This window comes from Methylobacterium sp. M6A4_1b, assembly GCF_053345175.1.
In genome coordinates this window covers 88,007-112,358 of sequence record NZ_JBKEZQ010000014.1, presented here as the reverse complement: position 1 = coordinate 112,358, position 24,352 = coordinate 88,007, and the positions used below count along the sequence as shown (strand labels likewise).

26 protein-coding genes are annotated in these 24,352 nt (G+C 69.6%); 12 read left to right on the top strand and 14 right to left on the bottom strand.

Annotated features, from left to right (window positions below):
• Positions 1–2,166 (top strand): right-handed parallel beta-helix repeat-containing protein (locus ACLBWX_RS15210; RefSeq protein ID WP_447677860.1); only part of this gene is annotated, 2,166 nt, incomplete at its 5' end.
• Positions 2,167–2,290: 124 nt separating this feature from the next.
• Here ACLBWX_RS15210 and ACLBWX_RS15205 read toward each other — a convergent pair.
• Entirely contained in the window at positions 2,291–3,403 is a 1,113-nt protein-coding gene (locus ACLBWX_RS15205; protein WP_447677859.1) for a glycosyltransferase family 4 protein, read from the bottom strand.
• Positions 3,404–4,174: 771 nt separating this feature from the next.
• On the opposite strand from ACLBWX_RS15205, the gene ACLBWX_RS15200 reads away from it, so the two are divergent.
• Positions 4,175–5,320, top strand: a complete 1,146-nt coding sequence (locus ACLBWX_RS15200; protein ID WP_447677858.1) for an O-antigen ligase family protein — start codon at positions 4,175–4,177, stop codon at positions 5,318–5,320.
• Between the two features lie 95 nt (positions 5,321–5,415).
• Positions 5,416–6,681, top strand: a complete 1,266-nt coding sequence (locus ACLBWX_RS15195; protein ID WP_447677857.1) for a glycoside hydrolase family 5 protein — start codon at positions 5,416–5,418, stop codon at positions 6,679–6,681.
• Positions 6,682–6,781: 100 nt separating this feature from the next.
• Here the strand turns inward: ACLBWX_RS15195 and ACLBWX_RS15190 are convergent, their stop codons facing one another.
• The 7 genes from ACLBWX_RS15190 to ACLBWX_RS15160 form a co-directional block, all read right to left on the bottom strand.
• Positions 6,782–7,915, bottom strand: coding sequence for an acyltransferase family protein (locus ACLBWX_RS15190; RefSeq protein ID WP_447677856.1), 1,134 nt, complete (start codon positions 7,913–7,915; stop codon positions 6,782–6,784).
• A 445-nt stretch (positions 7,916–8,360) separates the two neighbouring features.
• The gene (locus ACLBWX_RS15185; protein WP_200929986.1) at positions 8,361–8,519 is read right to left on the bottom strand and encodes a hypothetical protein; all 159 of its coding nucleotides are present in this window, start codon (positions 8,517–8,519) and stop codon (positions 8,361–8,363) included.
• A gap of 4 nt (positions 8,520–8,523) precedes the next feature.
• Positions 8,524–8,787: a hypothetical protein gene (locus tag ACLBWX_RS15180; RefSeq protein WP_447677855.1), complete on the bottom strand. Its 264-nt coding sequence runs from the start codon at positions 8,785–8,787 to the stop codon at positions 8,524–8,526.
• Positions 8,788–8,789: 2 nt separating this feature from the next.
• A complete protein-coding gene (locus tag ACLBWX_RS15175; protein ID WP_447677854.1) occupies positions 8,790–9,026 on the bottom strand; it encodes a hypothetical protein in 237 nt (78 codons plus the stop codon).
• A 255-nt stretch (positions 9,027–9,281) separates the two neighbouring features.
• Positions 9,282–10,259 carry a cysteine synthase A gene (gene cysK / locus ACLBWX_RS15170; protein ID WP_056465857.1) on the bottom strand — a complete coding sequence of 326 codons (978 nt, stop codon included), beginning with the start codon at positions 10,257–10,259 and terminating at the stop codon, positions 9,282–9,284.
• 270 nt (positions 10,260–10,529) lie between these two features.
• Positions 10,530–10,703, bottom strand: a complete 174-nt coding sequence (locus tag ACLBWX_RS15165; RefSeq protein WP_447677853.1) for a hypothetical protein — start codon at positions 10,701–10,703, stop codon at positions 10,530–10,532.
• A 248-nt stretch (positions 10,704–10,951) separates the two neighbouring features.
• Positions 10,952–11,461, bottom strand: coding sequence for an META domain-containing protein (locus ACLBWX_RS15160; protein ID WP_447677852.1), 510 nt, complete (start codon positions 11,459–11,461; stop codon positions 10,952–10,954).
• 296 nt (positions 11,462–11,757) lie between these two features.
• On the opposite strand from ACLBWX_RS15160, the gene ACLBWX_RS15155 reads away from it, so the two are divergent.
• A complete protein-coding gene (locus ACLBWX_RS15155) occupies positions 11,758–12,096 on the top strand; it encodes a helix-turn-helix domain-containing protein (RefSeq protein WP_447677851.1) in 339 nt (112 codons plus the stop codon).
• A gap of 27 nt (positions 12,097–12,123) precedes the next feature.
• Here ACLBWX_RS15155 and ACLBWX_RS15150 read toward each other — a convergent pair whose 3' ends face one another.
• On the bottom strand, positions 12,124–13,362 hold the full coding sequence (locus tag ACLBWX_RS15150) for an NAD(P)/FAD-dependent oxidoreductase (RefSeq protein ID WP_447677850.1): 1,239 nt from the start codon (positions 13,360–13,362) through the stop codon (positions 12,124–12,126).
• Positions 13,359–14,315 carry a LysR family transcriptional regulator gene (locus tag ACLBWX_RS15145; RefSeq protein ID WP_447677849.1) on the bottom strand — a complete coding sequence of 319 codons (957 nt, stop codon included), beginning with the start codon at positions 14,313–14,315 and terminating at the stop codon, positions 13,359–13,361. The genes ACLBWX_RS15150 and ACLBWX_RS15145 overlap by 4 nt, the downstream gene beginning before the upstream one ends.
• A 226-nt stretch (positions 14,316–14,541) precedes the next feature.
• On the opposite strand from ACLBWX_RS15145, the gene ACLBWX_RS15140 reads away from it, so the two are divergent.
• From ACLBWX_RS15140 to ACLBWX_RS15125, 4 genes are read left to right on the top strand one after another with little or no spacing between them, the layout of a single operon-like run.
• Complete coding sequence (locus tag ACLBWX_RS15140; protein WP_447677848.1) at positions 14,542–15,603, top strand: class 1 fructose-bisphosphatase; 1,062 nt, start codon at positions 14,542–14,544, stop codon at positions 15,601–15,603.
• A 27-nt stretch (positions 15,604–15,630) separates the two neighbouring features.
• Positions 15,631–16,491, top strand: a complete 861-nt coding sequence (locus ACLBWX_RS15135) for a phosphoribulokinase (RefSeq protein ID WP_447677847.1) — start codon at positions 15,631–15,633, stop codon at positions 16,489–16,491.
• A gap of 31 nt (positions 16,492–16,522) precedes the next feature.
• Positions 16,523–17,209 carry a ribulose-phosphate 3-epimerase gene (gene rpe / locus ACLBWX_RS15130; protein WP_447677846.1) on the top strand — a complete coding sequence of 229 codons (687 nt, stop codon included), beginning with the start codon at positions 16,523–16,525 and terminating at the stop codon, positions 17,207–17,209.
• Positions 17,203–17,955, top strand: coding sequence for an HAD-IA family hydrolase (locus ACLBWX_RS15125; RefSeq protein ID WP_447677845.1), 753 nt, complete (start codon positions 17,203–17,205; stop codon positions 17,953–17,955). Before rpe ends, ACLBWX_RS15125 begins: the two co-directional genes overlap by 7 nt.
• Positions 17,956–17,964: 9 nt before the next feature.
• On the opposite strand, the gene ACLBWX_RS15120 is transcribed toward ACLBWX_RS15125, so the two are convergent.
• A complete protein-coding gene (locus ACLBWX_RS15120; RefSeq protein ID WP_447677844.1) occupies positions 17,965–18,180 on the bottom strand; it encodes a hypothetical protein in 216 nt (71 codons plus the stop codon).
• 215 nt (positions 18,181–18,395) lie between these two features.
• Here ACLBWX_RS15120 and ACLBWX_RS15115 point away from each other — a divergent pair, with 215 nt between their 5' ends.
• Positions 18,396–19,142: a YebC/PmpR family DNA-binding transcriptional regulator gene (locus ACLBWX_RS15115; protein ID WP_447677843.1), complete on the top strand. Its 747-nt coding sequence runs from the start codon at positions 18,396–18,398 to the stop codon at positions 19,140–19,142.
• An 18-nt stretch (positions 19,143–19,160) separates the two neighbouring features.
• Here the strand turns inward: ACLBWX_RS15115 and ACLBWX_RS15110 are convergent, their stop codons facing one another.
• Positions 19,161–20,627, bottom strand: coding sequence for a methyl-accepting chemotaxis protein (locus ACLBWX_RS15110; protein WP_447677842.1), 1,467 nt, complete (start codon positions 20,625–20,627; stop codon positions 19,161–19,163).
• A 40-nt stretch (positions 20,628–20,667) separates the two neighbouring features.
• A complete protein-coding gene (locus ACLBWX_RS15105; protein ID WP_447677841.1) occupies positions 20,668–20,985 on the bottom strand; it encodes a hypothetical protein in 318 nt (105 codons plus the stop codon).
• Between the two features lie 410 nt (positions 20,986–21,395).
• On the opposite strand from ACLBWX_RS15105, the gene ruvC reads away from it, so the two are divergent.
• Both ruvC and ACLBWX_RS15095 read left to right on the top strand, forming a co-directional pair.
• Positions 21,396–21,962: a crossover junction endodeoxyribonuclease RuvC gene (ruvC, locus tag ACLBWX_RS15100; protein WP_447677840.1), complete on the top strand. Its 567-nt coding sequence runs from the start codon at positions 21,396–21,398 to the stop codon at positions 21,960–21,962.
• A gap of 85 nt (positions 21,963–22,047) precedes the next feature.
• The gene (locus ACLBWX_RS15095; protein ID WP_447677839.1) at positions 22,048–22,818 is read left to right on the top strand and encodes a hypothetical protein; all 771 of its coding nucleotides are present in this window, start codon (positions 22,048–22,050) and stop codon (positions 22,816–22,818) included.
• Here ACLBWX_RS15095 and ACLBWX_RS15090 read toward each other — a convergent pair.
• Entirely contained in the window at positions 22,802–23,449 is a 648-nt protein-coding gene (locus tag ACLBWX_RS15090) for a YceI family protein (RefSeq protein WP_447677838.1), read from the bottom strand. The two genes, ACLBWX_RS15095 and ACLBWX_RS15090, sit on opposite strands and share 17 nt — an antisense overlap.
• Before the next feature lie 161 nt (positions 23,450–23,610).
• Here ACLBWX_RS15090 and ruvA point away from each other — a divergent pair, with 161 nt between their 5' ends.
• Positions 23,611–24,228: a Holliday junction branch migration protein RuvA gene (gene ruvA / locus ACLBWX_RS15085; protein WP_447677837.1), complete on the top strand. Its 618-nt coding sequence runs from the start codon at positions 23,611–23,613 to the stop codon at positions 24,226–24,228.
• The last annotated feature ends 124 nt before the right edge of the window (positions 24,229–24,352 follow it).

Sequence of the window (24,352 nt, the reverse complement as noted above, 5' to 3'; positions counted from 1 at the left end):
CTCAACATCACCGCCTCGGGCACCGAGAAGGCCCCGATCACCTTCACGACCTACGGCACGGGGCCGGCCGCCACGATCGCCAACAGCGCGGCGGGCTATTCGGACGCCATCAACGTGGCCAATGCCAAGTACGTCGTCATCGACGGGCTGACCGTCACGGGTACCGCACAGGCCGGCATCAACGTCACCAAGTCGGCCAGCCACATCACGATCCGGAACGTGGAGGCCAGCCAGGTCGGCGAGGGGGTGATGCTCAACGGCACCGACAACCTCGTCACGCGCAGTTACTTTCACGATCTGAAGATGATCAAGAACACGGCCAACGTGTACGACGACGATTACGGCGCGGTCGGGGTGATGATCGGCAACAGCAACAACGAGGTCTCGTACACCAAGATCGTCAACGCCAAGGCGCCGAGCTTCGACTACGGCCACGATGGCGGCGGCATCGAGCTGTTCGGCACGATGGACAACATCAAGATCCACGACAATTGGATCGAGAACACCGTCGGCTTCATCGAGGCCGGTGGTTACAAGAGCTCGCTGACGAACATCTCGATCACGAACAATGTCAGCTTGAACAACAATGGCTTCGTGGACATCCACAACGGTGGCGGCAACTTCGCCAGCACGTTCAAGAACGTCGACGTCAGCCACAACACCGTCATCGAACAGAACAACGCCGCGAAGCAGATGGCCAGCGTGTTTCTGGACACGGCCTACCGACCAGGCCAGGTGTCGGTGCATGACAACGCGATATACCTGAATGCCGGCGACTCGTTCTTCAAGCAATCGGGTGATTACCACTTCGATAATGTGTTCTACAGGAACTCCAACGCGACGCATCTCTACAACGACTGGGGCATGGCCCTGAATGCCGGCGAGACGTTCGCCACCCTGTCGCCCGCCGGCACCGCATCGATCGTCCAGGCCGTCGCGGCACAATCGGGCGGCGCCGGCGCGACGCTCCTGGTGGCGACCCAGGTCGGCCTGACCCCCGCATCGCCCCTTCCGCTTCCGTCCGTTCCGCTTCCGTCCGTCCCGCTCCCGCCAATTCTGCTTCCGCCCGTTACGCTTCCGCCCGTTCCACTTCCGCCGGTGACGTCCGCACCGGCCCCGTCGCTTCCCGCTGCCCCCACGCCGGTCCCCGTTCCAGTCCCCGCACCGACTCCGGCACCCGGGAAACTGGCGAGAACGGAGACCTCGGTGGTCGATGGGAACCGGATCACCTCCACCTACGATGCGAGCGGTACGCTCACCAGCAAGGTGGTGCTGCATGCCGACAAGTCCCGCGACGTCTATGCCAGCGCCGTCACCGGGAAGGACTACACCGCGTCCTACACGAGCTACGACAGCACCGGGAAAGCCGTCCTGCTGGAGAGTTTCCGGGCCGATGGCAGTCTGGTGACGAAGAAGGTCTTCGGGGCCGACACCACCACCGAGGCCTACGACGCGGCCGGCACGCTCACCGACAGGACGGTGCAGCATGCCGACAAGTCCCGCGACGTCTATGTCGGGGGCGTCGTCGGCAAGGAATACGCGGCGGCCTTCACGAGCTACGACAAGGTGGGAAAAGTCGTGCTTCAGGAGCAGTTCCGAGCCGATGGCAGCCTGATGATGAAGAAGGTCATCGGCATCGAGACGAATACGAAGACCTTCGACGCCAGCGGCGCGCTGACCTCCGAGACCCAATTCCATGCCGACAAGAGCAAGGACGTATTCCTGTCGTCCATCTCCGGCAAGTCCTATACGGCCGAGCATGACAGCTACAGCGCGAACGGAAAGCTCGAGTTCGTGGACCGGACGAACCTCGACGGGTCTCATACCCAGACGGCGTATCAGGCCGACCAGACCCTGAAGTCCACCGCCGGCGTGGCCGACACCTTCAAGAGTTTCGGCGGCAACACCTTCGTCTTCGCCGCCGGCTTCGGCAAGGACGTCATCGAGGGGTTCCACGCCGGCTCCGGCCGCGGACACGACACCCTGTGGCTCGACAAATCCGAGATCGCCGATTTCGCGAGCCTGAAGAGCCATATGAGCGCTTCGGGGAGCGATACGCTCATCAGCCTGAGCACGACGGACACGATCCTCCTCAAGAACATCCTTCCGGCCGCGTTGACGGAGGTCGACTTCGCCTTCAAGGACCACGGCCTCCTGCACGCGTAGGGCGCTGCGGTCGCGATGCCGGGCCGATCAGGCCCGGCATCGGGGACGATGGAGCCGGGTCCGGCGGCGTCGGTGGCCCGCTTCCGCGCGTGGCGAACCGCCTCGACGCCGAGACTTCGCCTCCTCAGCGGCGCAGCAGGCCGCCATAGGCCGCCAGGAGATCGTCGGTGATCCTGTCCCAGGCGAATCGGCCGGACGCCTCGGCCTCGCTGCCGGCCAGGAGGTCCCGCAGGCGCCCGCGATCTTCGATCAGGCCCGCCAGCGCTCCGGCCAGGATATCCGGCCGCCCGGGCTCCAGCAGGAGGCCGCTGACGCCGTCGGAGACGGCGTCCACGAGACCGCCCACCGCGCTCGCGACGATCGCCCGTCCGTTGCCGATGGCGGCCGCGACGACGCCGCTCTGAGTCGCGTCCTGATAGGGCGCGACCACGATCTCGGCCCGCTGGAACTGCTCCGCGGCTTCGGCGGGCGTCAGGAATTTTTCCAGGACCTCGATGCAGGGCTGCTGCAGCAGGCGCGGGCGCAGGCGGTCGAGTTCCGGGCCGCGCCCGGCCACGACGATGCGGCAGGGGACGTTGTCCCGATGCAGGATGTCCGCCGCGTCGAGCAGCGTCTCGAGTCCCTTGTAGGCTTCCATGCGTCCGAAGAAGAGCATCCGCCCACCGTCCGGCGCGCGGCGCTCCGGCGGTTCGGGGCACAGGATCACGCCGTGGAGTGTGTTGACGATCGCCCGGCCGTTCCCGACCGCATGGACCATTTCCCGGCGGCAATGGTCGCCGTGGACGTGAAAGGCGGATGCGGCCGAGCGCAGCCTCTGCCGAAAGACGTCCTGGCGCCTGGCATAGGCGGCGTCACGCCCGCTATGCGGTCGGGGATCGTGAACCGTCATCAGGATCGGCAGCCGCCACCGGAGAAGGCCGACGATCCGGGCGGTCAGTTTGTCCGGCTGTTCCTGGACGTGCAGCACGTCCGGGCGAAATGCGGCGATCGCCGCAGGGACCCGCGCCGTCGCGACGACGCGTCCGATCCGGCTATGCGCATCGTAGGTGACCAGCTTCAGTGCGCGTCGTGCGCCGGAGACCAGGCTCTCCCGGCATTCGTTCCGGACATTCGCCGCTTCCGCCACCAGCAGGACGTCGGCCTTCCGCGCGAGGGCCGTCGCCAGCCGCATCGTGTACTCGGCATAGTGGGGTGCGAAGATCGCGACGCGCAGGCGTCGGGTTTGTCGTTCGGGCACGGCGTCACGTCTCCAGCGCTGGCGAAGGAAGATCGAGGGGAAGGCCTGTCGGCCTCCGACGTCGCGGGTCCGGCGGATGGCGCTCGGGATCAGGACGCCTCCGCCGATCCGGTCGAGCGCGACGCATGTCCCATGCCCGGTCCCATGCCCGGTCCCGTGCCCGGCCGGCCAGGGGGGCGGCCGCCGGAGGGAGGGCGGCCGCCGCCCTCGGACGATCCGCGGGCGTGCCGGGAAACCGGTCCGATGGGCCTTGGCTCGACACCCGCGGATGCGGGCTGGGAAGGGTCGAGGCGGAGGGGGTTCCTCCGCGGCACGGTCCATGGCGCGTCATCGGATCCTGGCAGTCTCGCCCGCCCGCCGGGAGGGAAATCCTTCGGTACAGGCCCTTATCTGGTTGCAGTGCACACCGCCACTGGAATACGCTCAGCGGATGGGCACGCGCCATCGACGACCGTCGGCCGCAAGCGGGGGCCGACGGGCAGGGCGGGGACGGTTTCGCGCCCGCCGCGAATTCCGATACGAAACCGCTGATCACAGACGGGCGCCATGAAATCGTCTTTGCGGCCTGCATCGTCAGGCAATCTCACGACGGAGGCGTCCGGGATCGAGCAGTTCATCCTTTCGGTCCTCTTTGTTTTATTGGTCGTCGCTTACGGATCCATCGGCCGAGACGTTTTCTTCAATCGCCTGAACGATCCCAGCATCGAAGATCCGATCGGCGCCGTTCTCGTCTACATACGGTTCGGATTGTGCGCCCTGACGGTGATGGTCGTGGTCGTGACGACCGGACTCGGTGCGATCCGAAACGCGCTGCCGCTCTCGCTGCTGCCCTATCTGATCCTGGCCATGGCCTCCTTCGTCTGGGCCGACGACACGAAGGGCGTGCTCAGGTCGGCGATCATCCTCACGGCGTTGTACTTCGCGATGTCGCCCCTCATTCTGCGGCTCGGCCGCGAGAAGGCGATGACGCTGCTCGTCCATATCATCGCGGTCGTCGTGATTCTCAGCACGCTGCTCGCCGTGCTCCTGCCATCGATCGGGACGCATACCGGCGAGGAGATGGTCCAGGCCTCCCATGGTGGCCGCTGGCGGGGTCTGTTCAGTCACAAGAACGGCCTCGGGCCCTGGGGCGCCTTCGGGACCATCATCTTCCTGTTCTATCCCGGCATGATGCGGGTGCCGCGGATCTACACCTTCGTGGCGCTGGTCTGCGCGGCCGCGTGCCTGATTTTTTCGGGATCGGCGACCTCCCTGATCGGCGCGGTGACGATGCTGATCGCCTTGGCCCTCCTGCGCATCAATCGTGCGGGCGGTCCCCTCGTGACCCTCGTCGCGTTCGTGGGCGGCCTCTTCGCCGGCGTTATCCTGCTGACCCTCTTCTACGATCAATTCTTCGGGCTGATCGGTCGCGATTCCTCGTTCACGGGCAGGACGGAGATCTGGGAGATCGCCATCGAGTACATCAAGCTGTCACCGATCCTGGGGCACGGGTACCAGTCTCTCGGTGGCCCGACCTTCCTGGAATTCGTCGCGAGTTACGCGCAACAGGCGATTCAGGGGCCCGAGAGCCTCTATCTGGCGAGTCTGCTGGACCTCGGCATCGTGGGGTTCACCCTGTTCTTCCTGCCCATCGTGATGGGTCTCATCCGCGTCGCCGCGAGTCTCAGGGCCATCCGGTCGAACGGAGAGCGCGAAACCCTCGAAGCGGCGTTTCTCATCGTCACGTCGGCCCTCTTCATGGGCATCACGGAGACGACGCCGTTCGTGTGCACCGGGTTCGACGGCGTCGTCTGCTTCGTCGCCCTGTTCGTGATCCTGCAATTCGATCCCCGTTCCAACGTCGGGCGGGTGCGGAGCCCGGCTGCCGCGCCGGTCATGCGGCGATCGCCCGGGGCCTTGAACGTCAGGGCGGTCTGACGCGGAAATGCGCGTGACGGATCGGCCGCCGTGCCGGCGCGGCCGGCCGGTGGCCCGGGCGCAGACCGCCGCCTCTGGATTGGAGACCCCTCGCCATGAGCCTTCGCCGGACCGATAGCCGTCGCCGGACCGATTCGTCCCTGAAACCCGATCGGGCGGGCCTGAACCGACGCGCCCTCACGGCCCTCCTCCTCGGGCTGCCCGCGCTCGCGCCGGGCCGGGCCTCGGCCCTCGATCAGGCCCCGGTGCTGCGCCGGGGCATGAACATCCACAACCTGCTGAACTGGCCCGAGGCCGAACGGCAGGGCAGCCAGGTCACCTACCTGTGGCCGCCCTTCACCGCGCAACGCTATCGGATCACCGACGCCGCCCTCGCGGAACTCCGCCTCGCGGGGTTCGATTTCATTCGGCTGACGGTCGATCCCAGCATTCTGATGGCGAGCGCCGCCGACCGGCAGCCCGAGTTGCTCGCGATCATCCATCGGACCCTCGGCCAGATCCTCGGCGCAGGCTTCCAGGTGGTGGTCGACCTGCATCCCGTCGCGGTCAATCCGACCTACGCGCCCGACCGGCTGATCGCGGCCGAGAACCCGGACCTGTTCGCCACCTACGTGGACATGGTCGGCCGGGTCGCCGCCAGCCTCGCCGGCTTTCCGCCCGATCGGGTCGCCTTCGAGCTCATCAACGAGCCGCGCATCGTGAAGACGGCCGAGCTCGGACGCTGGCAGGCGATGATGGAGCGGCTGCACGCCGCCGCGCGCAACGCCGCGCCGCACCTCCCGCTGGTACTGACCGGCGCCCAGTGGAGTTCGATCGATGCGCTCCTGCGCCTCGATCCGGCCCCGTTCAAGTCGAGCAACGTCTTCTACACGTTCCATTTCTACGACCCGCACACCTTCACGCACCAGGGCGTGCCCGGGGAGGGGGCGCAGTATCTCAGGAACCTGAACTGGCCGCCGCAACCGGCGCAGGCGGAGGTGCTGCTCGAAGGCGCGACGGCCCGCATCAACGCCGATGCGAAGGTGCCGGCCGCGGACAGGGACGCGGCGATCGCCCAGAGCCGGAAGCTGATCCGCGACTATTTTGGGACGCCGACCGGGCGCGAGGTCATCGATCGCCGCTTCGATGCCGTGGCCGCCTGGGCCCAGCGCAACGGCATCCCGAGCGGGCGCGTGCTCCTCGGCGAGTTCGGCGGCGTCTGGCGCGTCTCGGGCAGCGACGCCGTCGCGCAGGACCGGGTCGCCTGGCTGGCGGCCGTCCGTGCGGCGGCCGAGGCGCGGGGTTTCGCGTGGGCGTACTGGGCCTACGAGGCCCCCCTGGAGCGGGACGTCCTGGCTGGCCTCGGATTGCAGAAATCCTGACCTGAGGCCGATGGGCCGCCGATTCTGCACGAGATCGCGCGCTGCCACCCCCGACCGTCCGACAGCCGGCCCCGAGGGGCGGCCGCCGGTTCTCCCGTCCTCAGATCGCTTCCCGCGGCGCGACCGATTTGTGGCGATGTCTCAGGGCGGCCACCGGTTGCTCGATCAGGTGGTACGAGGCCATCGAGACCAGCGCGGTCATCAGCGTGATCATGGGGACGCTGACCCATTTGCTCAGTATCGGGAATCCGATGAGGCTGACGATGGCGTAGTGCCAGAGATAGATCGAATAGCTCAGCCGGCCCACATATTCCAGGATCGGAAGGTTCAGGACCCGCTTCGCCAATTGCAGGCCGGGCGAGAAGAGGACGTTCGTCAGAAGAACGGCGATCGCCAGACTCAGGAAGGAGTATCGGATCGTTTCCCGGAAGAACAGATCCCGGTACGCAAAGCAGAAGCCGATGAGCCCGAGGGCGGCCAGGGCAAAGGCCGGATGGCACAGGGTCCGAAGGAGGGCGCGCCCGCGGGCGAGTTCGCAGAGGACGGCGACGAGGACGCCGTAGACGATGGCGTCGATCTGATACTGCGTCTCGAAGTAGAAGACCTTCGTCTGCAGCAAATCCGGCCGGGTCAACGCGCCGAAGATGCGCAGGCTGAGGCACAGGCCGCACAGGAAGAGGCAGAAGCCGATCAGGTTCGACAGGTTCTTTCGGAACAAGACGAAGATCAGCGGGAAGAAAATGTAGAAATGCTCTTCGACCGAGAGGGACCAGAAGATGATGAAGGGCATGACCTCGCCGGTCTGGCCGGTTTCGGACAGGTGCGCATAGTAATAATTCGCGAAATAGAACAGCCCGGACAGGATCTCGATGAGATGGATGCGCGACGGCCACCAGATCGCGCTCACCGCCACGACGACGATCGTGAAGCAGATGATCACGGGATAGAGTCTCAGCAGGCGGCGGATGTAGAATTGCGCGAGATCGATCCTTCCATACGCCTTCAGCTCGACGAACAGCAGGCGCGTGATCAGGAAGCCGCTGATCACGAAGAAGATTCGGACGCCGAAGCCGCCGGGGAAGATCTTGTTGCTGACCGTGTGCGACAGGAAGACGATCAGGATGCTGAGCGCGCGCATGCCGTTGAGGCTCGGTATGAAGCCGCCCTCCGCCGCCATGGAAACAGTATAGCGGCCTGGATCGCCCTTATGGAAGGTCGAACTATGTTGCATCATGGAAGTGTGCCGCCCAGCTTAGCTGTCGAGCCTCTATGTCAGACTTCGGGAAGCCCGTCATCCGGCAAAGTCCGAAGACGTGTCTACAGATTTTGCGCGACGCGCTGGTCTCTCCATTGGCTGCAGCCTTGCGCAGACGGTCCCGGCATTCGCCCCAAGCTTCACGTCATCGTTCACGGATCGCAGGAATGCGGCCCGGACCGGCCGGGTGGAGGCGCCTCGAAGGGACCGGCGAACCGTCTTCGGGTCGCACCGGACCTCTGTCCCGGTTCAGCCGGGCCTCGTCGGACGCGCAGGCTCGGGCTCGCACGCCGCGTGCCAGTGGCATGCGCGGAGGGCGCCGAGTGCGGCGGGGGCCTTGCCTCTCCGGGTGGCCCCGCGAAACCGCCGGCCGCGGGGCACGGATTGCCCGAACCTCCGCCGGTCGGCAGGGGGGCGGCGACTGTCAGCCGCCGCCGGGATCCGTCTCGCCATCCGGCTGGCCCCCGCCCTTCGGGCCCTGGCCGGGCTTGCCCTCGGTCTTCTCGTTGGGGTCCATCACCGCATCCGGCGCGGTGTTGGCCGGCTTGTCCTTCGGCGGATCCTTGTCGTCGGGGCCTGTCATCGTGTCACTCCTCGGAGCCGGCGGTCGGGGATCGGGGCCGGTCGGACTGGCCGTCGGACGAGCCGCCCGCCGGCGCGGGGTTGCGCCCCTTCGGACCCCCGTCCCATTCGGCATTGCGGGCGGCGTCGGTCTGGCCGCCCGAATCCTGACGGGTGATCGCGGCCTGGTCGGGGGATTGACCTCCGCCGGCGACCGCGGGATCGCCGGGCTTGCCGACGTCGGAATCGGGCTTGCGCGTGCCGACGATCGGGATGTGCGCGTTGGGCATGGCTACTCTCTCGCATCCTTGCCGTTGGGCGCGGTCGCGCGCTCGATGGCCTCCCGGGCGGCGCCGGAGGTCCCGGCCTTCCGGGCGGCCGCGCCGATGTCTTCCAGGGTCGCGGACGGCGTGTCCCCGCCTTGCGCCGGCAGGCCGGACGGGGGGGCGTTGTCCTGCGTGAGAGGCTGGGCGTCGCGGTCGGCGTCGAGGCCCTTCAGCGCGCTGCGCTCGCGCGGCTCGTCGGTCATGGCGTCCTCCTGATGTCGGAGGCTCAACCCGGCGCAGGGCCCGAGGTTGCTTCGCTGCGGCGGGCATGGGCCGCGCGCAGGCGGAACGCGGGCGGCGCCGTGGGGCCGCGCCGCCTCGGCCCGGACGTCCGGTCCCCGAGATCGGCGCGTGGAGTGGGGGCGGGGAGTGCCGTCCGTACCCGCGGGCCGAGCCCCGAAAGCCGGTCGCCCCCCGTCTCGGCCGTCGGAACGCGTCGTCCCGACGGCCGCCGGGCCTCAGAGGCCGTCGAACAGCGCCGAGGAGATGTAGCGCTCGGCGAAGGAGCAGGCGACGGTGACGATGCGCTTGCCGCGGAAGTCGGGGCGCGCGGCGAGCTTCAGGGCCGCGGCCACGTTGCCGCCCGTGGAGATGCCGCCCGGGATGCCCTCGAGGCGCGAGAGCTGGCGGGAGGTGTCGAAGGCCTCCTGGTTCGAGACCGTGATGACCTCGTCGATGATCGCCTTGTCGAGGTTGTCCGGGATGAACCCGGCGCCGATGCCCTGGATCTTGTGCGGACCGGGCTGGCCGCCGGAGATGACCGGCGAGTCGGTGGGCTCGACGGCGACGATCCGCAGGCCCGGCAGGCGCGGCTTCAGCACCGAGCCGACGCCCGTGATGGTGCCGCCCGTGCCGACGCCGGCCACGAAGGCGTCGAGATGGCCCTGGGTGTCGTTCCAGATCTCCTCGGCCGTCGTCTTGCGGTGGATCTCGGGATTGGCGGGGTTCGAGAACTGCTGGGGCATGATCGCGCCCGGGATCTCGTTGAGGAGTTCCTCGGCCTTCGCGATGGCGCCCTTCATGCCCTGCGGGCCGGGGGTCAGCGCGAGTTCGGCACCGAGGAAGGCCAGCATCTTGCGGCGCTCCAGGGACATCGTCTCGGGCATCACCAGGATCAGGCGGTAGCCGCGCGCGGCGGCCACGAAGGCCAGGGCGATGCCGGTGTTGCCGGAGGTCGGCTCCACGAGCGTGCCGCCGGGCTTCAGCTTGCCGGAGGCCTCGAGGGCGTCGATCATGTTGACGCCGATGCGGTCCTTCACGCTCGCGATCGGGTTGAAGAACTCGAGCTTGAGAAGGATCTCGGCGTCGATCCCGTGCTCCTTGGTGATGCGGTTGAGGCGCACCAGCGGGGTGTTGCCGATGGTCTCGGTGATCGAGCCGAAGATGTGGCCGTGGCCCGGCGTGCGGGTCGAAGCGGGGCTCTGGGACTCGGCCATAGATCTCTCCTGGAACAGCGTGAGGATTGTGTCCGGGCGGCCGGCGCGCGCATGCGCCGGATCCCGCCTGGACCGAACTCAGGGCCGGGAGATATCGTGTCGTTTCTGTCGAGGCAATCGACAAAGATCCGGGATCAAAGACAATCCTTCTCCGCCGACAAACGAGTCGCCGACTTGGAGTAGTCTTCTACTGTGAAGGTCGAAAAAGAGAGAATATCTTTCTTGGCCCGGTGCCATTGCCCCGGGGAGGGGCCGGGGGCGCCGCCGGGATCAGTGCGTCAGCAGGGCGGCGCAGAGCAGCACCATGGTGGCGACGACCGGGCTGGCGGTTGCGATCATCGCGGCGCCCGCATGGACCCCCTGGGGCCAGCGATAGCGGGTCTCCTCGCGCAGTCCGGGCCGGAGGCCGTTGCTGCCGGTGGTCCATTCCACCCTCGTGCCCATCGCGTACTCCCCATCCGCCGAGACGTTCGGCGGCGGGGACAGGAGGCACGGGGCGGCTTGAAGGGCTGGTAAATCCGCGGGCGCGACCGCGGATCGTCGTCAACGGAAGCTTAAGGCGGCGGGCGTTCGGAACGGTCCCGTGCCCAACGAACGCCGGTCGATCCCTTCGGGATGGCGGAGTTCTGTGATCCTGGAGCGCCGCGCGGCCCTGCCGATACGGCGCCCGCTTCGATCGAGCGGACGTCGCGTCAGAGAGCGCGGTCGAAGCGCAACTCGCCCTTCTGGCTCTTGATCACCAGCTGAGACCCGACGAGATCCCACTGGCCGGCCGTGCGCAGGGCGATGAAGAAGTCCTGCTCGCTGGCGCCGAGGCCCTTGTCGCAGGGCTTCTTGGTCAGGGCGAGCGGGCCGACCGCGAGGTGCTGCTCCTTGAGCGGGAAGGCGGTGGCCGCGAAGGTGTTGCAGCCGCCGTAGCCGCGGGCGCGGTACTGCTTGTCGATCGTGAAGCTCGGGCGGTCGTTGCCGCCGAAGGGCTTGCCGTTCAGGCTCACCGCCGTCCAGGTGGCATCGAGGGGGAAGATCTTCTCCTGCGGCTTGGCCGCCGGAACGTACTGCTTCTTCTCGGGCTTCTCGCGGGCGTCCTTGCCGAACCCCGTCACGTTGTTTCCCATCTGCGCGGTCGCCGCGGTGGTCATCGCCGCCGTCATGGCGCCGGCCGCGAGCGCGCCGGCTACCATGGCGATTTGGATCGCTCTCATCGTCTGGCCCCCTTCAAGCGCGCTTCGCGTCGCGTCGAACATTGCAACCGTCCCGGTCCCCTCGGGGCTCGGCGCGGGTCGCGCGGAGTCACTGAAGTTGGGACGGGCCCCGGGGCCAATCGGATAAGATTCCAGCACAAATATGGTCAAGGGTGCGTGAGCCGGGATTTGACGGGATGCCCGCGTGATCCCCCGCTAACCGGGCCGTGCCGGGCATCCCGTCGAGCGTTTTGTATTGAACGATCCCGCGACGCTGCCGTTGACCGGCGGAGAATGGCGAGCAGGGAGTCGGCAGGGTGACGGGATCGGACGAAGGAACCCCGAGCGGCCTCCAGCCTGAAGCGGCGGGCCCGAACATCATCAGTCCGGCGCAGTCGCGGGCCGCCCGGGCCCTCCTCGACTGGTCCGAGGCCGATCTCGCCGGCAAGCTCGGGCTCGGCGCGGATTTCGTCCGCGACTTCGAATCGGGCGGTCGGGAGCAGCCCTCGGGGCAGATCGAGGCCCTGCGCAGCACCTTCATGGCCCATGGCGTGGTGTTCAGCCAGGAGGGCGGTTCCGCCGGGGTCCGCCTGAGCGGACAGGGATGCGGCGAGGGCACCCGGGTGGACGCCCTCAACACGGAGAACGACCGCTAGGGCGACGGCCGCCGAGCCCGAAGGGCGCTAGGCGCCCTTCGCGAGCGCCTTCAGGTCGCGGGCCGGATCGGCCGCCTCCTCCGGCGTGAGCGGGAGGCCGAGGCTCAGGATGCGCCGGGCCGCCATGTGGTCGGCGGGCCGGTCGACCGTCTCGACCCCGCTGAGACGCCCCGCGCGGAAACGAAAGACGGACAGGCCGGTCTCGGACGGGCGCACGACGCTGGCGTCGTCGGGCCGCGTCAGACCGGCGATCTGGAGCTTGTGCGGACCCTGGTCGCTCCAGAACCACGGCACCGCCGCGTAGGCGGACGGGCGGCCGGTGAGGCGCGCGGCGAGGCAGCGGCCCTGGTCCACGGCGTTCTGCACCGATTCGATGCGCACGGCCTGCCCATCCGCGAAGCGGCTCGGCACGCGGGCGCAGTCGCCGAGCGCCGAGATCGCGGGATCGGAGGTCGCCAGGAAGACGTCGGCGTGGATGCCGTCGCCGACGGCGAGGCCCGCGGCCTCCGCGAGGTCCTGGTTCGGCACGACGCCGATGCCGACGAGGACGAGGTCGGCCTCGATGGCGGATCCGTCGGCGAGCCGGACCCGCGCCACGCGGCCCGCCTCGCCCTCCAGCGCCCGGACGCCGGCCCCGAAGGCGAAGCGGATTCCCGCGCGGCCATGGGCCTGCGTGAAGAACCCGGCGGTCTCGGCCGAGACCGCCCGCGCCATGGGACGGTCCGCGGCCTCGACCACCGTCACGGGGATGCCGGAGCCGGCGCAGATCCCGGCGAATTCCAGGCCGATGAAGCCGGCACCGACGATGGCGATGGCGCGGGCCGCCGCGCGGGCGGCCTTCAGCGCATCGGCGTCGGCGAGCGAGCGCAGCTGGTGCACCCCCGGCAGGTCGGTGCCCGGCACCGGCAGCGCCCGGTTGCGCGCGCCGGTGGCCAGGACCAGGTGATCGTAGGGCAGGGCGCCGCCGTCGCTGAGCCGGACCTGCCGGGCCGCCCGGTCGATCGCCGTGGCGGTCACGCCGGATCGCTGCGCGATGCGGTGCTCCGCGAAGTAGGAGGCCGGCCGCAGGCACAGGCCGGCCGCATCGGTCTTGCCGGCGAGGTAGGCCTTCGACAGGGGCGGCCGCTGATAGGGCAGGCCCTCGTCGCCCAGCAGCGTGATGGGGTCGGCGAAGCCCGCCTCCCGCAGGGAGGCCGCGACCTGGAAGCCGGCCTGGCCGGCGCCGACGACGACGACACCGGCCGCCTGCGGGTCGGGCGGCCTCATGCCTCGAACTCCGCGGTGACGGGGGACGGGTTCGGCGACAGCCGGAGCTGGGGCAGCCAGCGTCCGCCATCCTTGGCGATGTAGTCCCAGAAGGCCGCCGCGGCGGGGCCGAGCACCTTGTCGGCCCGGCGCACCGCGTACCAGTCGCGCCGGATCGGCAGACCCTGGACGTCGAGGACCGCGAGGCGCCCGCTCTCGAGCTCCGCCGCCACGGTGTGGGCCGAGATGAGGGCGATGCCGAGTCCCGCCATCACCGCCTGCTTGATGGTCTCGTTCGAGCCGGAATCGATGCCGAGCCGCGCGCGCTTGATCATGACCCCGGCCATGAACTCCTCGAACACCGTGCGCGTGCCCGACCCTTCCTCGCGCACCAGGAAGGATTCCTGGGCCAGATCCGCCCGGGTCAGCCCGGCGCGGCCCACGAAGGGGTGATGGGGGCCGGCGATGATGACGATCGGGTGCGGGCCGAAGGTCTCCGCCTCGATGGCGAAGTCGCGGGGCGGACGGCCCATGATGGCGAAATCGATCTCGTAGTTGCGCAGCGCCTCGACCATGTTGCCGCGATTCCCCACCGTGAGGTTGATCTCCACCGCCGGGTGCAGCCCGACGAAGCCCGCGATCACCCCCGGGGCGAAGTACTTGGCCGTGGAGACAACGCCCATCGCCACGCGCCCGCTGCTGCCGCCCTTCAGGGTTTCGAGCCGGTCGGCGCAGGTTTCCAGCACCGTGTTGATGCTGTTGATCGCCCAGAGCATTTCGCGGCCCGCATCCGTGGGTTTCAGGCCGGTGGGCGTTCGGTCGAACAGCATCAGGCCCGCCTCCTCCTCCAGCTGGCGGATGCGGGCGTAGAGCGCGGCCGAGGTCACGTTGAGCTCCTGCGCGGCACGCGTCATGGTCCCGAGACGGGCGACGGCGGCGACGGCCTGGAGCTGTTTGAGAGAGAGATTGCGCATCAGGCTTTTTTAGTTTTTTTGGAATCGCCCGCAAGTTTTTTCAGAATTCTTTCGGTGATACCATGGGGGCCTTCGCGGCTCCGATGCGCCGCGGGCACTGGTGTCCCCGGGGGCACTCGTGCCAAGGGGCAGAGTGCGATGACGATCCGATCCGGGGCGGCGGTCCGACCGGAGACGGCGAGTTGGTCGGGCCACGCGGCCGGGAATGAAAGAAGGGCGGACATTCATGTCGACGGTGTCTCTGGAATTCGGGTCCACCCTCGCGGACGGCCTCGCGGCGACCGTGGCGGCCGATGGGCGGCTCGCCGACGCGGCGGCCGTGATCGCGGCCTGCGCCGAGGCGGCCGTCGACGTCAGCGAGGTGATCGGCCGGGGCATGCTCGGCGGCGCCGACCTCGCCGCCACCGGCGGGAACAACAGCGACGGCGACGTCCAGAAGGCCCTCGACGTGCTGGCCCACGAGCGCTTCACGCAAGCCCTGCGCGGGGCGCCCGTGGCGGTCGTCGCCTCCGAGGAGGCCGAGGGCATGATGCAGATCAACCCCGGCGCGCCGCTGGCCGTCGCGATCGACCCGCTGGACGGCTCGTCCAACATCGGCGTCAACATGGCGGTGGGCTCGATCTTCGGCATCCGTCCCGTGGTGGCCGGTGCCGCGGACTCGATCGCCTCCTTCACCACGCCGGGCACCGAGCAGACCGCCGCCGGCTTCGTCACCTACGGCCCGGCGACCTCCCTCGTCGTCACCCTCGGCCACGGCACGCAGATCTACACCCTGGACCGGGCGGAGCGGACCTTCCGCCTCACCCACCCGCGCCTGGAGGTGGTGGCCTCGGCCCGGGAATACGCCATCAACGCCTCGAACGCCCGGAACTGGGGCGCGCCCGTGAAGGCCTATATCGAGGATTGCCTGCGCGGCTCGGAGGGGCCGCTGGACAAGGACTTCAACATGCGCTGGCTCGGCTCCCTGGTGGCGGATGCCCAGCGGGTGCTGCTGCGCGGCGGCGTGTTCCTCTATCCCGGCGACAACCGGAAGGGCTACGCCCAGGGGCGCCTGCGCCTCCTCTACGAGGCCGCGCCCATCGCCATGCTGATGGAGCAGGCCGGGGCCGGGGCCATCGACGGCGAGCGCCGCATCCTCGACATCAGCGCCACCGGCATCCACGAGCGCGTGCCGCTGATCTTCGGCTCCCTCGACGAGGTCGCCTGCGTGGCCAAGTACTATGACGGCCGCAACGCCGCCGCCGGTCGCTCGCCCCTGTTCGGGCAGCGCGGCCTGATGCGCAGCTAGCGCCCGCGCGGGACAGCACGCACACAGATGTCGGCGCGTCACCCCATCATCTCGGTCACCGGCTCCTCGGGAGCGGGCACCACCTCGGTCCGCAACACCTTCGAGCAGATCTTCCGCCGCGAGGACGTGAGCGCGGTCTACATCGAGGGGGACGCGTTCCACGCCTACGACCGCGACACCATGCGGCGGATGATGGTGGAGGAGCCGAACCTCAGCCACTTCGCCCCGCGCGCCAACCTGCTGCCGGAGCTGGAGGAGGTGTTCCGCACCTACGGCGAGTCCGGGGGCGGGCGCACGCGCCACTACGCCCACGACGCGGCGGACGCGGCCCTCTACGGCACCGAGCCCGGCACCTTCACCCCCTGGGAGGCGTTCCCGCCGGGCTCCGACCTGCTGTTCTACGAGGGCCTGCACGGCTGCGTCGTCGACGACAACGTCGACATGGCCCGCTACGCCGACCTGAAGATCGGCGTGGTGCCGGTGATCAACCTCGAATGGATCCAGAAGCTGCACCGGGACCGCTCGTTCCGGGGCTACTCCACCGACGCCGTCACCGACGTGATCCTGCGGCGGATGCCCGACTACGTGCAGACGATCTGCCCGCAATTCACCTGGACCGACATCAACTTCCAGCGGGTGCCGACGGTGGACACCTCGAACCCCTTCATCGCCCGCTGGATTCCGACGGCCGACGAATCGATGGTCGTGATCCGCTTCAAGGACCCGAAGGGCATCGACTTCTCCTACCTGATCTCGATGATCCAGGGCTCGTTCATGAGCCGCGCCAATTCCATCGTCATCCCGGGCGGCAAGCTCGACCTCGCCATGCAGCTCATCCTGACCCCGATCATCATGCAGCTCGTCGAGCGCAAGCGCCGCATGGCCTGAGCGCGGCCCCGAGGCTCCGGAGACTTCCATCATGAACGGCCCGATCATCTCGCCCTCGATCCTCTCGGCGGATTTCGCCACGCTCGGCGAGGAGGTGCGCGCGGTGTCGGAGGCCGGTGCCGACTGGATCCACCTCGACGTGATGGACGGGCACTTCGTGCCGAACCTCACCTTCGGCCCTGCGGTGATCAAGGCCCTGCGGCCGCACTCGGCCAAGCCCTTCGACGTGCACCTGATGATCGCCCCGGCGGATCCCTACCTCGCGGCCTTCGCGGAGGCCGGCGCCGACGCGATCTCGGTCCATGTCGAGGCCGGTCCGCACATCCACCGCTCCCTCCAGGCGATCCGCGCCCTGGGCAAGCGCGCCGGCATCGCGCTCAACCCGGGCACGCCGGCCTGCGCCATCGAGCCGCTGCTCGATCTCGTCGACCTCGTCCTGGTGATGACGGTCAATCCGGGCTTCGGCGGCCAGAGCTTCATTCCCTCGACCCTCGAGACCATCCGCCGGATCCGCGAGATGACGGCCGGGCGCGGCATCGACATCGAGGTCGACGGCGGCATCGGACCGGAGACCGTGGGGGAGGCGGCGCGGGCCGGCGCCAACGCCTTCGTGGCCGGCAACGCCGTGTTCAAGGGCGGACCGGCCGGCTACGCCGACCGGATCGCGGCGATCCGGGCGGGTGCGGCGGAGGTCGGAGGCGGCCCCCTCTCATGCTGAGGGCGCTGATCTTCGACGTCGACGGGACGCTCGCCGAGACCGAGGACCTGCACCGTCAGGCCTTCAACGGCGCCTTCGCGGATCTCGGCCTGCCGTGGTCCTGGTCGTCGGCCCGCTACGCCGACCTCCTCACCGTGATGGGCGGCAAGGAGCGTCTGCGCCACTACGTCGAGACCGAGCATGCCGACGAGGTCGAGGCCCTGCGCCCGCGCATGGGCGAGATCCACGACCGCAAGACCCGCCGCTACGGCGACCTCGTGGAGGGCGGGAGCCTCGCCCTGCGCCCCGGGGTCGGGCGCCTGATCGCGGAGGCTCGGGCGGCGGGGATCAAGCTCGCGGTCGCCAGCACCACGAGCCGACCCAACGTCGACACCCTGCTGCGCATCAACTTTTCGGCCGGCGACGTCCCCTTCGACGTCATCGCCTGCGGCGACGAGGCCGCGCGCAAGAAGCCCGCCCCCGACGTCTTCGACCTCGCGTTGCGGCGTCTGGCCGTCGCGCCCTCCGAGGCCGTGGCCTTCGAGGATTCCGCTGCCGGCATCCGTTCGGCCCTCGATGCGGGCCTGCCGGTCATCGCCACCCGCAGCCGCTACACCGAGAGCCACCGCCTCGACGGGGCCTTCTCGGCCGTCTCCGATCTCGGCGAGCCCGGCGCGCCGCACCGGCACCTCTCCGGGCATGTCTGGCCGGACGGAATCGTGACCCTGGACGCCCTGCGGGACTGGCACGCGCGGGTCACCGCCTGAGGTCGGGCCTCAGTCCCGCGGGCGCCGCATCCCGTCCCGTGCCGGCGGCTCGCCCTCGGCGCGGGTCGGAAACAGCACCGCGCCGGCGACCGCCCCGAGCACGCCCGCGATCCCGAGCTTGACCCAACGCCGGGCGGGCGCCGCGTCCCGTCGGTGCTCCGGGCGGGGGCGGGCATCCGCGCGGCGGGTTCCGGGGCCGCCCCGGTCGGTGGCTTGATCGGTCATCGCCCCAACGATAGCGCCCGTGCGCCGGATAGTCACCGGGAAGGGCCGCAGACATGCCGCGGACAAGGCCGTCCACGCTGCGGCGCAGCGTTGTCATCGGCGCGGGCTGCGGCCTATAAGCCGGCCAACCCCTTTCCGTCCGGCATCGCGGACCCGCCGCCCCGGCAACCGGCCCTCGCGATCCGGCTTCGTTCCTACCAGTCCAGGGTCACGTCATGGCCGGCCATTCCCAGTTCAAGAACATCATGCACCGCAAGGGCCGCGTCGACGCGGTCCGCTCGAAGCTGTTCGGCAAGCTCGCCCGCGAGATCACGGTCGCGGCCAAGCTCGGCCTGCCCGACCCGGCCATGAACGCGCGCCTGCGCGCCGCCATCATCGCGGCCCGGGCCGAGAACGTGCCCAAGGACAACATCGAGCGCGCGATCAAGAAGGCGTCGAGCGCCGATGCCGAGACCTACGACGAGATCCGCTACGAGGGCTACGGCCCCGGCGGCGCCGCCCTGATCGTTGAGGCGCAGACGGACAACCGCAACCGCACGGCCAGCGACGTGCGCTCGGCCTTCACCAAGTCCGGCGGCAGCCTCGCGGAGACGGGCGCCGTCTCCTTCATGTTCGATCATGTCGGCGTGGTCGAGTTCGACCCCAAGGTGGCGGATGCCGACACCATGCTGGAGGCCGCCATCGAGGCCGGCGCCGACGACGTGCGCTCCGACGAATCGGGTCACGAGATCACCTGCGCCCAGGAGGCCTATGGCGAGGTCTCGAAGGCGCTGGAGGCCCGCTTCGGCGAGCCGCGCCGCACGGCCCTGGTATGGAAGGCGCAGAACACCGTCGAGGTCGACGACGAGACCGGCGAGAAGCTGATCCGCCTCGTCGAGGTGATCGAGGACCAGGACGACGTCCAGAACGTCTTCGTCAATTTCACCCTGTCGGACGCCCTGATGGAGAAGCTCCAGAGCTGATCGACCGAAGCCCGCGGGTCAGGCGGCCTTCACGGTCTCGAGGAACCGGTTCACCTCGGTGCCGAGGCGGTCGGCCTCCTGCGCCAGCTCGGACGCGGAGGCGAGGACCCGGGCGGCGGCTTCGCCGGTCTCCCCGGCCGATTGTGCGACGCCGCCGATGGTGGCCGTGATCGCGCCCGTACCGGTCGCGGCCTCGGCCACGTTGCGGATGATCTCCCGGGTCGCCGATCCCTGCTGGTCCACCGCCGCCGCGATGGCGTCCGCGGTCAGGCTCATGGTGCGGATCTGCGCGGCGATCGCCTCGATGGCGCTGACCGCCTCGCGGGTGGTGCCCTGGATCGCGTTGATCTGCCCCGTGATCTCCTCCGTCGCCCGGGCGGTCTGGTTGGCGAGTTCCTTGACCTCGGCGGCGACCACCGCGAAGCCGCGCCCGGCCTCGCCGGCCCGGGCCGCCTCGATGGTGGCGTTGAGCGCCAGGAGGTTGGTCTGGCCGGCGATGCCGGAGATCATCCCGACGACGTCGCCGATCCGGGCCGCACCCGTGCTCAGGGCGTGAACCAGCTGGCCGGTGGCGTCGGCCTGGCCCACCGCGCTCTGTGCCATCCGCGCGGATTCCGCGACCTGGCGGCCGATCTCCTGGACCGAGGCGCCGAGTTCCCCGGCGGCGCCGGCCACACGGTCCACGTTCCGCGCGGCCATCTCGGCGGCACCGGCCACGGATCCCGCCCGGTCCGCCGTGCCCTCCGCCGTCACCGTCATGGTCCGTGCGGTCCCCTGCATCGCCCCCGCGGCCTGCGTGACCCGGCCCAGGATGCCGCCCACGGCCGATTCGAAATATTGGGCGGTCCGCTGCATGGCCGCCCGGCGCTGCGCATCGGCCCCCGCCCGGGCCAGGGTGGTCTCCGATTCCAGGGCCTGCATCCGCTCCACCTGCACCCGGATGGCGCCCTCGGACGCGACCTGCGCCGCGAAGGCGGTCGCGATGGTGCGGGCGACCCAGGCCAGCACGCCCGCCTCGAGGATCAGGATGACGGCATGGAGCACCACGCGCGCGAGGTCCGCGCTGCGCGGCCCGCCGGGGAAGATCAGCGCCGGCATCGCGATGTTGAGGGCGAGATGGTGGCCGGCGACGGCCGCCGCGCAGGCCAGCAGGATGGTCCAGTCGCACCACGCGACGACCAGCGCCATGCAGGCGAAGAAGTACATGTGCAGGTCGATCTGCCACGGATGCCCCGCCAGCGCGGAGAGCAGGATCGCCGCCATGCCGATGAGCGACAGGCTACTGACCAGCCGCGTCGTCGGGCCGGTCGGCGCGCGCCGCCACGCCAGCGTGCTGAATCCCGCCAGGAGGCCCGCGATCACCAGGGGGACCGTCAGCGCATTGCCGGTGAGCCAGGCGCAGAGCGCGATGACCGGCAGGTGCAGCCAGAGGAAGGCGATGAGACATCGGCCGAAGGTCTGCCGCAGGGTGTCGAGGTTCGTCATCGCCGGGCCGGGTCCGTTGCGGGGGGGCTGTGAAGGGGGTTCAGGTCTGGGAAGCGGGCGTGCAGGCCGTCGCGAACCGGGCGTCGACGACGAGCCAGGCCCCGGAGGCGTAGAGGCGGGCGACCAGACCGGACGATCCGGCCCGAACCACGAGGACGTTGCTCCCGGCGCCGAGACGCAGGATGGTGCCGCCCGCCCGCGCCACGATGGCGGCGGCGTCCCGGCCGGGAGGGGCGATCACCGCCACGGTCTCCGACATCGGAACCGCCAGCACGCCGAGCGGCAGCGCCAGGGTCGCGATCACCGCGAAACCACCGAGGAGCCGGTTCGGACGAGAGGAGGACGCGACGTCGGACACGAGGACGGCAATCCGCTGGGAATCTATCCTGTGTTAATACGGTGCGATCCTCTAAGAAGCGGTTACGCGCAGCCTTCATCGGCGAAGCGCCGGACCCTGCGCGCGACCCACGTTCCTCGAACGCCGCGTCAGCCGGTTCCGACATGGTTCGGGGCCGAGACCGGAACGCCTTCGATGCATCGGTCGAGACCCGGCGGGTTGGAGTCGAGATTCACCGGGATAGGCTTCGCGCGTCCTGCGGTCGCCGTCGTCGGCGGCCGAACGGAAGCGGCTCGTTCCGCGACGGTCGGTCCTGCCGGAACCACCGCGGCAACGCGGATTGGCATAACGTTCCGTTCACGGTATGTCCCTATCGCTCGGAACGGCGCGACGGTCGCGCCCGGAGCCGCGCCATCCATGATCGTGTCCGCATGAGCGTTCCCGTCCGCATCCTCGGCATCGATCCGGGCCTGCGGCGCACCGGCTGGGGCGTCGTCACGGCCACGGGCACCAGGCTCGCCTATGTCGATTGCGGCGTCGTCACCTCGGACGGGGACCTGCCGCTCGCCCTGCGCCTGCGCGAGCTCTACGAGGGCATCACCCGCATCGTCGGGGCGTTCCAGCCGGACGAGGTCTCGGTCGAGGAGACCTTCGTCAACAAGGACGCGCAGGCGACGCTGAAGCTCGGGCATGCCCGCGCGGTGGCGCTGCTGGTCCCGGCGCTCGCCGGCATGCCGGTGTTCGAGTACTCGGCCAACCTGATCAAGAAGACGGTCGCGGGGTCGGGACACGCCGATAAGGTCCAGATCCAGGCCATGGTGAAGTTCCTGCTGCCGAAGGCCGAGTTCAAGGTCGCCGACGCCGCGGATGCGCTGGCCATCGCCATCACCCACAACAGCCATCGCGGCGCCCATGCCCTGAGGCGCGAGCACGCCCCCGTCGCCGGGACGAGCAGCCTCGCGGCGGCCCGCATCGCGGCGGCCCTGGCGCGGGGCTGACCGGGTCGGGCCTGGACTCTCCCCGCGCGCCCGTGCAGTTCCCTCCGGCGGAACACGCGGGCGAACCGGGCGGAGAGCGAGGGGAATGGCCGACCAAGGGGCGATGCGCCCGACTCTGCCGATCGGCGACACGCTGCGCGACGCCGGAGCTTCCGGGCTCCGGTCCGTCCGCGCCCTCGGCCCGGCCACGACCGTGGCCTTCGTCGTCGTCCTGGCCAAGGAAGCGGCCCATACGCTGATGGGCGATCCGACGGCACCCGCCCGCTTCCGGGACGACGTCTTCCTCGTCGATTGCGCCTGCACGATCCTGCTCGCGCCCTACTGGATGGCGATGTTCCGGCTCGTCCTCGGCGCGGGCGGCTCCGTGCGCGCGGTCGCCGAGGGCCGGGCCGGCCCGTTCCGGGACTTCCTCGCCCTCGAACTGTTCTGGCTCCTGGCCAGCGGGCTGCTCGACCGCGCGCTCTCGTCGGACATGCTCGGGCCGGGCCGGCTGATCGTCGGCTTCTCGGCCTGGATCGCCCTGCTGCTCCTGCAGATCCGGACCAGCATGCTGGCGCCCGCCCTGGCGCTCGGCGCGCCCGACGCGACCCTGCGCGCGGTGTTCGCGATGACGCGCGCGTCGACCGCGCGCATCGGCCTGATCCTGATCGCGACGATCCTGCCCCTCGGCCTCATCGACCGCATGCTGCATGCGCCCGAGCGGTCCGGTGCCGACCTGCCCGCGTTCGTGCTGGCGGTCCGGATCTTCGCCTCGAGCCTCATCGACATGGCCCTGCTCGTCCTGGTGACCGCTCTGCTCGCGGAGATCTACCGGCGGCTGCGGACGGGGGAGGGTGCCCTCACTCCACGGCCTTGAACTCGCCCTCGATCCGCAGGGACACGTCGTCGCCCAGGAGCGGCAGGAAGGCGCTGATGCCGAAATCCGAGCGCCTGATCACCGCGCGTCCATCGAAGCCGACGGTGTAGGCCTTGTTGACCGGGTTGATCCCGGCCTGGTTGAAGGTGGCGTCGAAGGCGACCGCCTTCGTCACGCCCTTGAGCGTGAGGTCGCCGTTGACCCGCGCGGTGGTCGGGCTCGTCGGCTCGACGCTGGTGGCGGTGAACGTGGCCTTGGGGAACCTGGCGGTGTCGAAGAAGTCCGGCGCCTTGAGGTGCTGGTTGAGCTGCTCGTTCAGGCCGTTGACGCTGTCGGTGCCGATCGTGACCGTCAGGGTGGATTTCGCCGGCTCCTTCGGGTCGAGCACCGCCTGCGCGGACACGTCGGTGATCTGCCCGTAATAGGTCGAGAAGCCGAGATGGCTCACGGACCAGGTGATCTTGCCGTGGGCCGGATCGAGGACGTAGGCCCCCGGACGCACCTGCGTCGGATCGCCGGACGGCGCGGCGGGCGGTGCCGCGGCCGGGGTTTCCGCCGCCACGCGCGGGCCGGTGGCGAACAGGAGCCCGAAGGCGAGGAGCAGCGCGGTCTGGCGCATCGGGGCGGTCATCCATCTGTGTCGGGCAGGGCGCCTTTGATTTCACGAACGCCGCGCGGCCTCAAGGCGGGGAGCGCCGCTGTCGCGACGGGGCGCATGGCGCTCGCCCGCGCCGCCCTGTAGGCAATCCGCCGACGGCTGGGCATCCGGCGGCGCGAGGGATGGGCGGGGCGATGATCGGCAAGCTGAAGGGCGTGGTGGATTCCTATGGCGAGGATTTCGTGATCCTCGACGTGCAGGGTGTCGGCTACGTGGTCCATTGCTCCGCCCGGACCCTCCAGCGCCTGCCCGGCATCGGCGAGGCGGCGGACCTCGCGATCGAGACCTATGTCCGGGAGGACATGATCCGGCTCTACGGCTTCCGCTCGGATGCCGAGCGCGAGTGGTTCCGCCTGCTCCAGACCGTTCAGGGCGTGGGCAGCAAGGTCGCCCTCGGACTGCTCTCGGTGCTCGAACCCGCGGCCCTCGCCTCGGCCATCGCCCTGGGCGACAAGGGCGCGGTGGCGCGGGCGCCCGGCGTCGGCCCGCGCCTCGCGGCACGTCTGGTGGCGGAACTGAAGGACAAGGCTCCGGCCTTCGCGCCCATCGATCCCGCGGTGATCGCGCTGTCGGGTGCGGTCGAAGCCCGCACCGCGCCGCAGCCCGTCGCCGACGCGATCTCCGCCCTGGTCAATCTCGGCTATGCCCCCGTCCAGGCGTCGGCCGCCATCGCCGAGGCCCTCAAGAATGCGGGCGAGGGCGCCGAGGCCAAGACCCTGATCCGGCTGGGCCTGCGCGAACTCGCCCGGTGAGCGCGATCCCTCCCCGGTGCGCGTGGACCCTTGACGCTGGCGATCCCCGTTGCCAGTTGGGGAGAAGACGACTAACCTGCTGAAAGTAAAGCAGTTTTCAACTATTCTAATCTACCCGCCAATC

Coding starts and splice junctions, on each gene's coding strand:
- rpe (WP_447677846.1), top strand. CDS start 16,523: ATGAACGGCCCGATCATCTCGCCCTCGATCCTCTCGGCGGATTTCGCC.
- ACLBWX_RS15185 (WP_200929986.1), bottom strand. CDS start 8,519: ATGACAGGCCCCGACGACAAGGATCCGCCGAAGGACAAGCCGGCCAAC.
- ACLBWX_RS15140 (WP_447677848.1), top strand. CDS start 14,542: ATGTCGACGGTGTCTCTGGAATTCGGGTCCACCCTCGCGGACGGCCTC.
- ACLBWX_RS15165 (WP_447677853.1), bottom strand. CDS start 10,703: ATGGGCACGAGGGTGGAATGGACCACCGGCAGCAACGGCCTCCGGCCC.
- ACLBWX_RS15150 (WP_447677850.1), bottom strand. CDS start 13,362: ATGAGGCCGCCCGACCCGCAGGCGGCCGGTGTCGTCGTCGTCGGCGCC.
- ACLBWX_RS15160 (WP_447677852.1), bottom strand. CDS start 11,461: ATGAGAGCGATCCAAATCGCCATGGTAGCCGGCGCGCTCGCGGCCGGC.
- ACLBWX_RS15120 (WP_447677844.1), bottom strand. CDS start 18,180: ATGACCGATCAAGCCACCGACCGGGGCGGCCCCGGAACCCGCCGCGCG.
- ACLBWX_RS15090 (WP_447677838.1), bottom strand. CDS start 23,449: ATGACCGCCCCGATGCGCCAGACCGCGCTGCTCCTCGCCTTCGGGCTC.
- ACLBWX_RS15145 (WP_447677849.1), bottom strand. CDS start 14,315: ATGCGCAATCTCTCTCTCAAACAGCTCCAGGCCGTCGCCGCCGTCGCC.
- ACLBWX_RS15190 (WP_447677856.1), bottom strand. CDS start 7,915: ATGATGCAACATAGTTCGACCTTCCATAAGGGCGATCCAGGCCGCTAT.
- ACLBWX_RS15125 (WP_447677845.1), top strand. CDS start 17,203: ATGCTGAGGGCGCTGATCTTCGACGTCGACGGGACGCTCGCCGAGACC.
- ACLBWX_RS15175 (WP_447677854.1), bottom strand. CDS start 9,026: ATGACCGACGAGCCGCGCGAGCGCAGCGCGCTGAAGGGCCTCGACGCC.
- ACLBWX_RS15195 (WP_447677857.1), top strand. CDS start 5,416: ATGAGCCTTCGCCGGACCGATAGCCGTCGCCGGACCGATTCGTCCCTG.
- ruvA (WP_447677837.1), top strand. CDS start 23,611: ATGATCGGCAAGCTGAAGGGCGTGGTGGATTCCTATGGCGAGGATTTC.
- ruvC (WP_447677840.1), top strand. CDS start 21,396: ATGAGCGTTCCCGTCCGCATCCTCGGCATCGATCCGGGCCTGCGGCGC.
- ACLBWX_RS15115 (WP_447677843.1), top strand. CDS start 18,396: ATGGCCGGCCATTCCCAGTTCAAGAACATCATGCACCGCAAGGGCCGC.
- ACLBWX_RS15180 (WP_447677855.1), bottom strand. CDS start 8,787: ATGCCCAACGCGCACATCCCGATCGTCGGCACGCGCAAGCCCGATTCC.
- ACLBWX_RS15095 (WP_447677839.1), top strand. CDS start 22,048: ATGGCCGACCAAGGGGCGATGCGCCCGACTCTGCCGATCGGCGACACG.
- cysK (WP_056465857.1), bottom strand. CDS start 10,259: ATGGCCGAGTCCCAGAGCCCCGCTTCGACCCGCACGCCGGGCCACGGC.
- ACLBWX_RS15110 (WP_447677842.1), bottom strand. CDS start 20,627: ATGACGAACCTCGACACCCTGCGGCAGACCTTCGGCCGATGTCTCATC.
- ACLBWX_RS15135 (WP_447677847.1), top strand. CDS start 15,631: ATGTCGGCGCGTCACCCCATCATCTCGGTCACCGGCTCCTCGGGAGCG.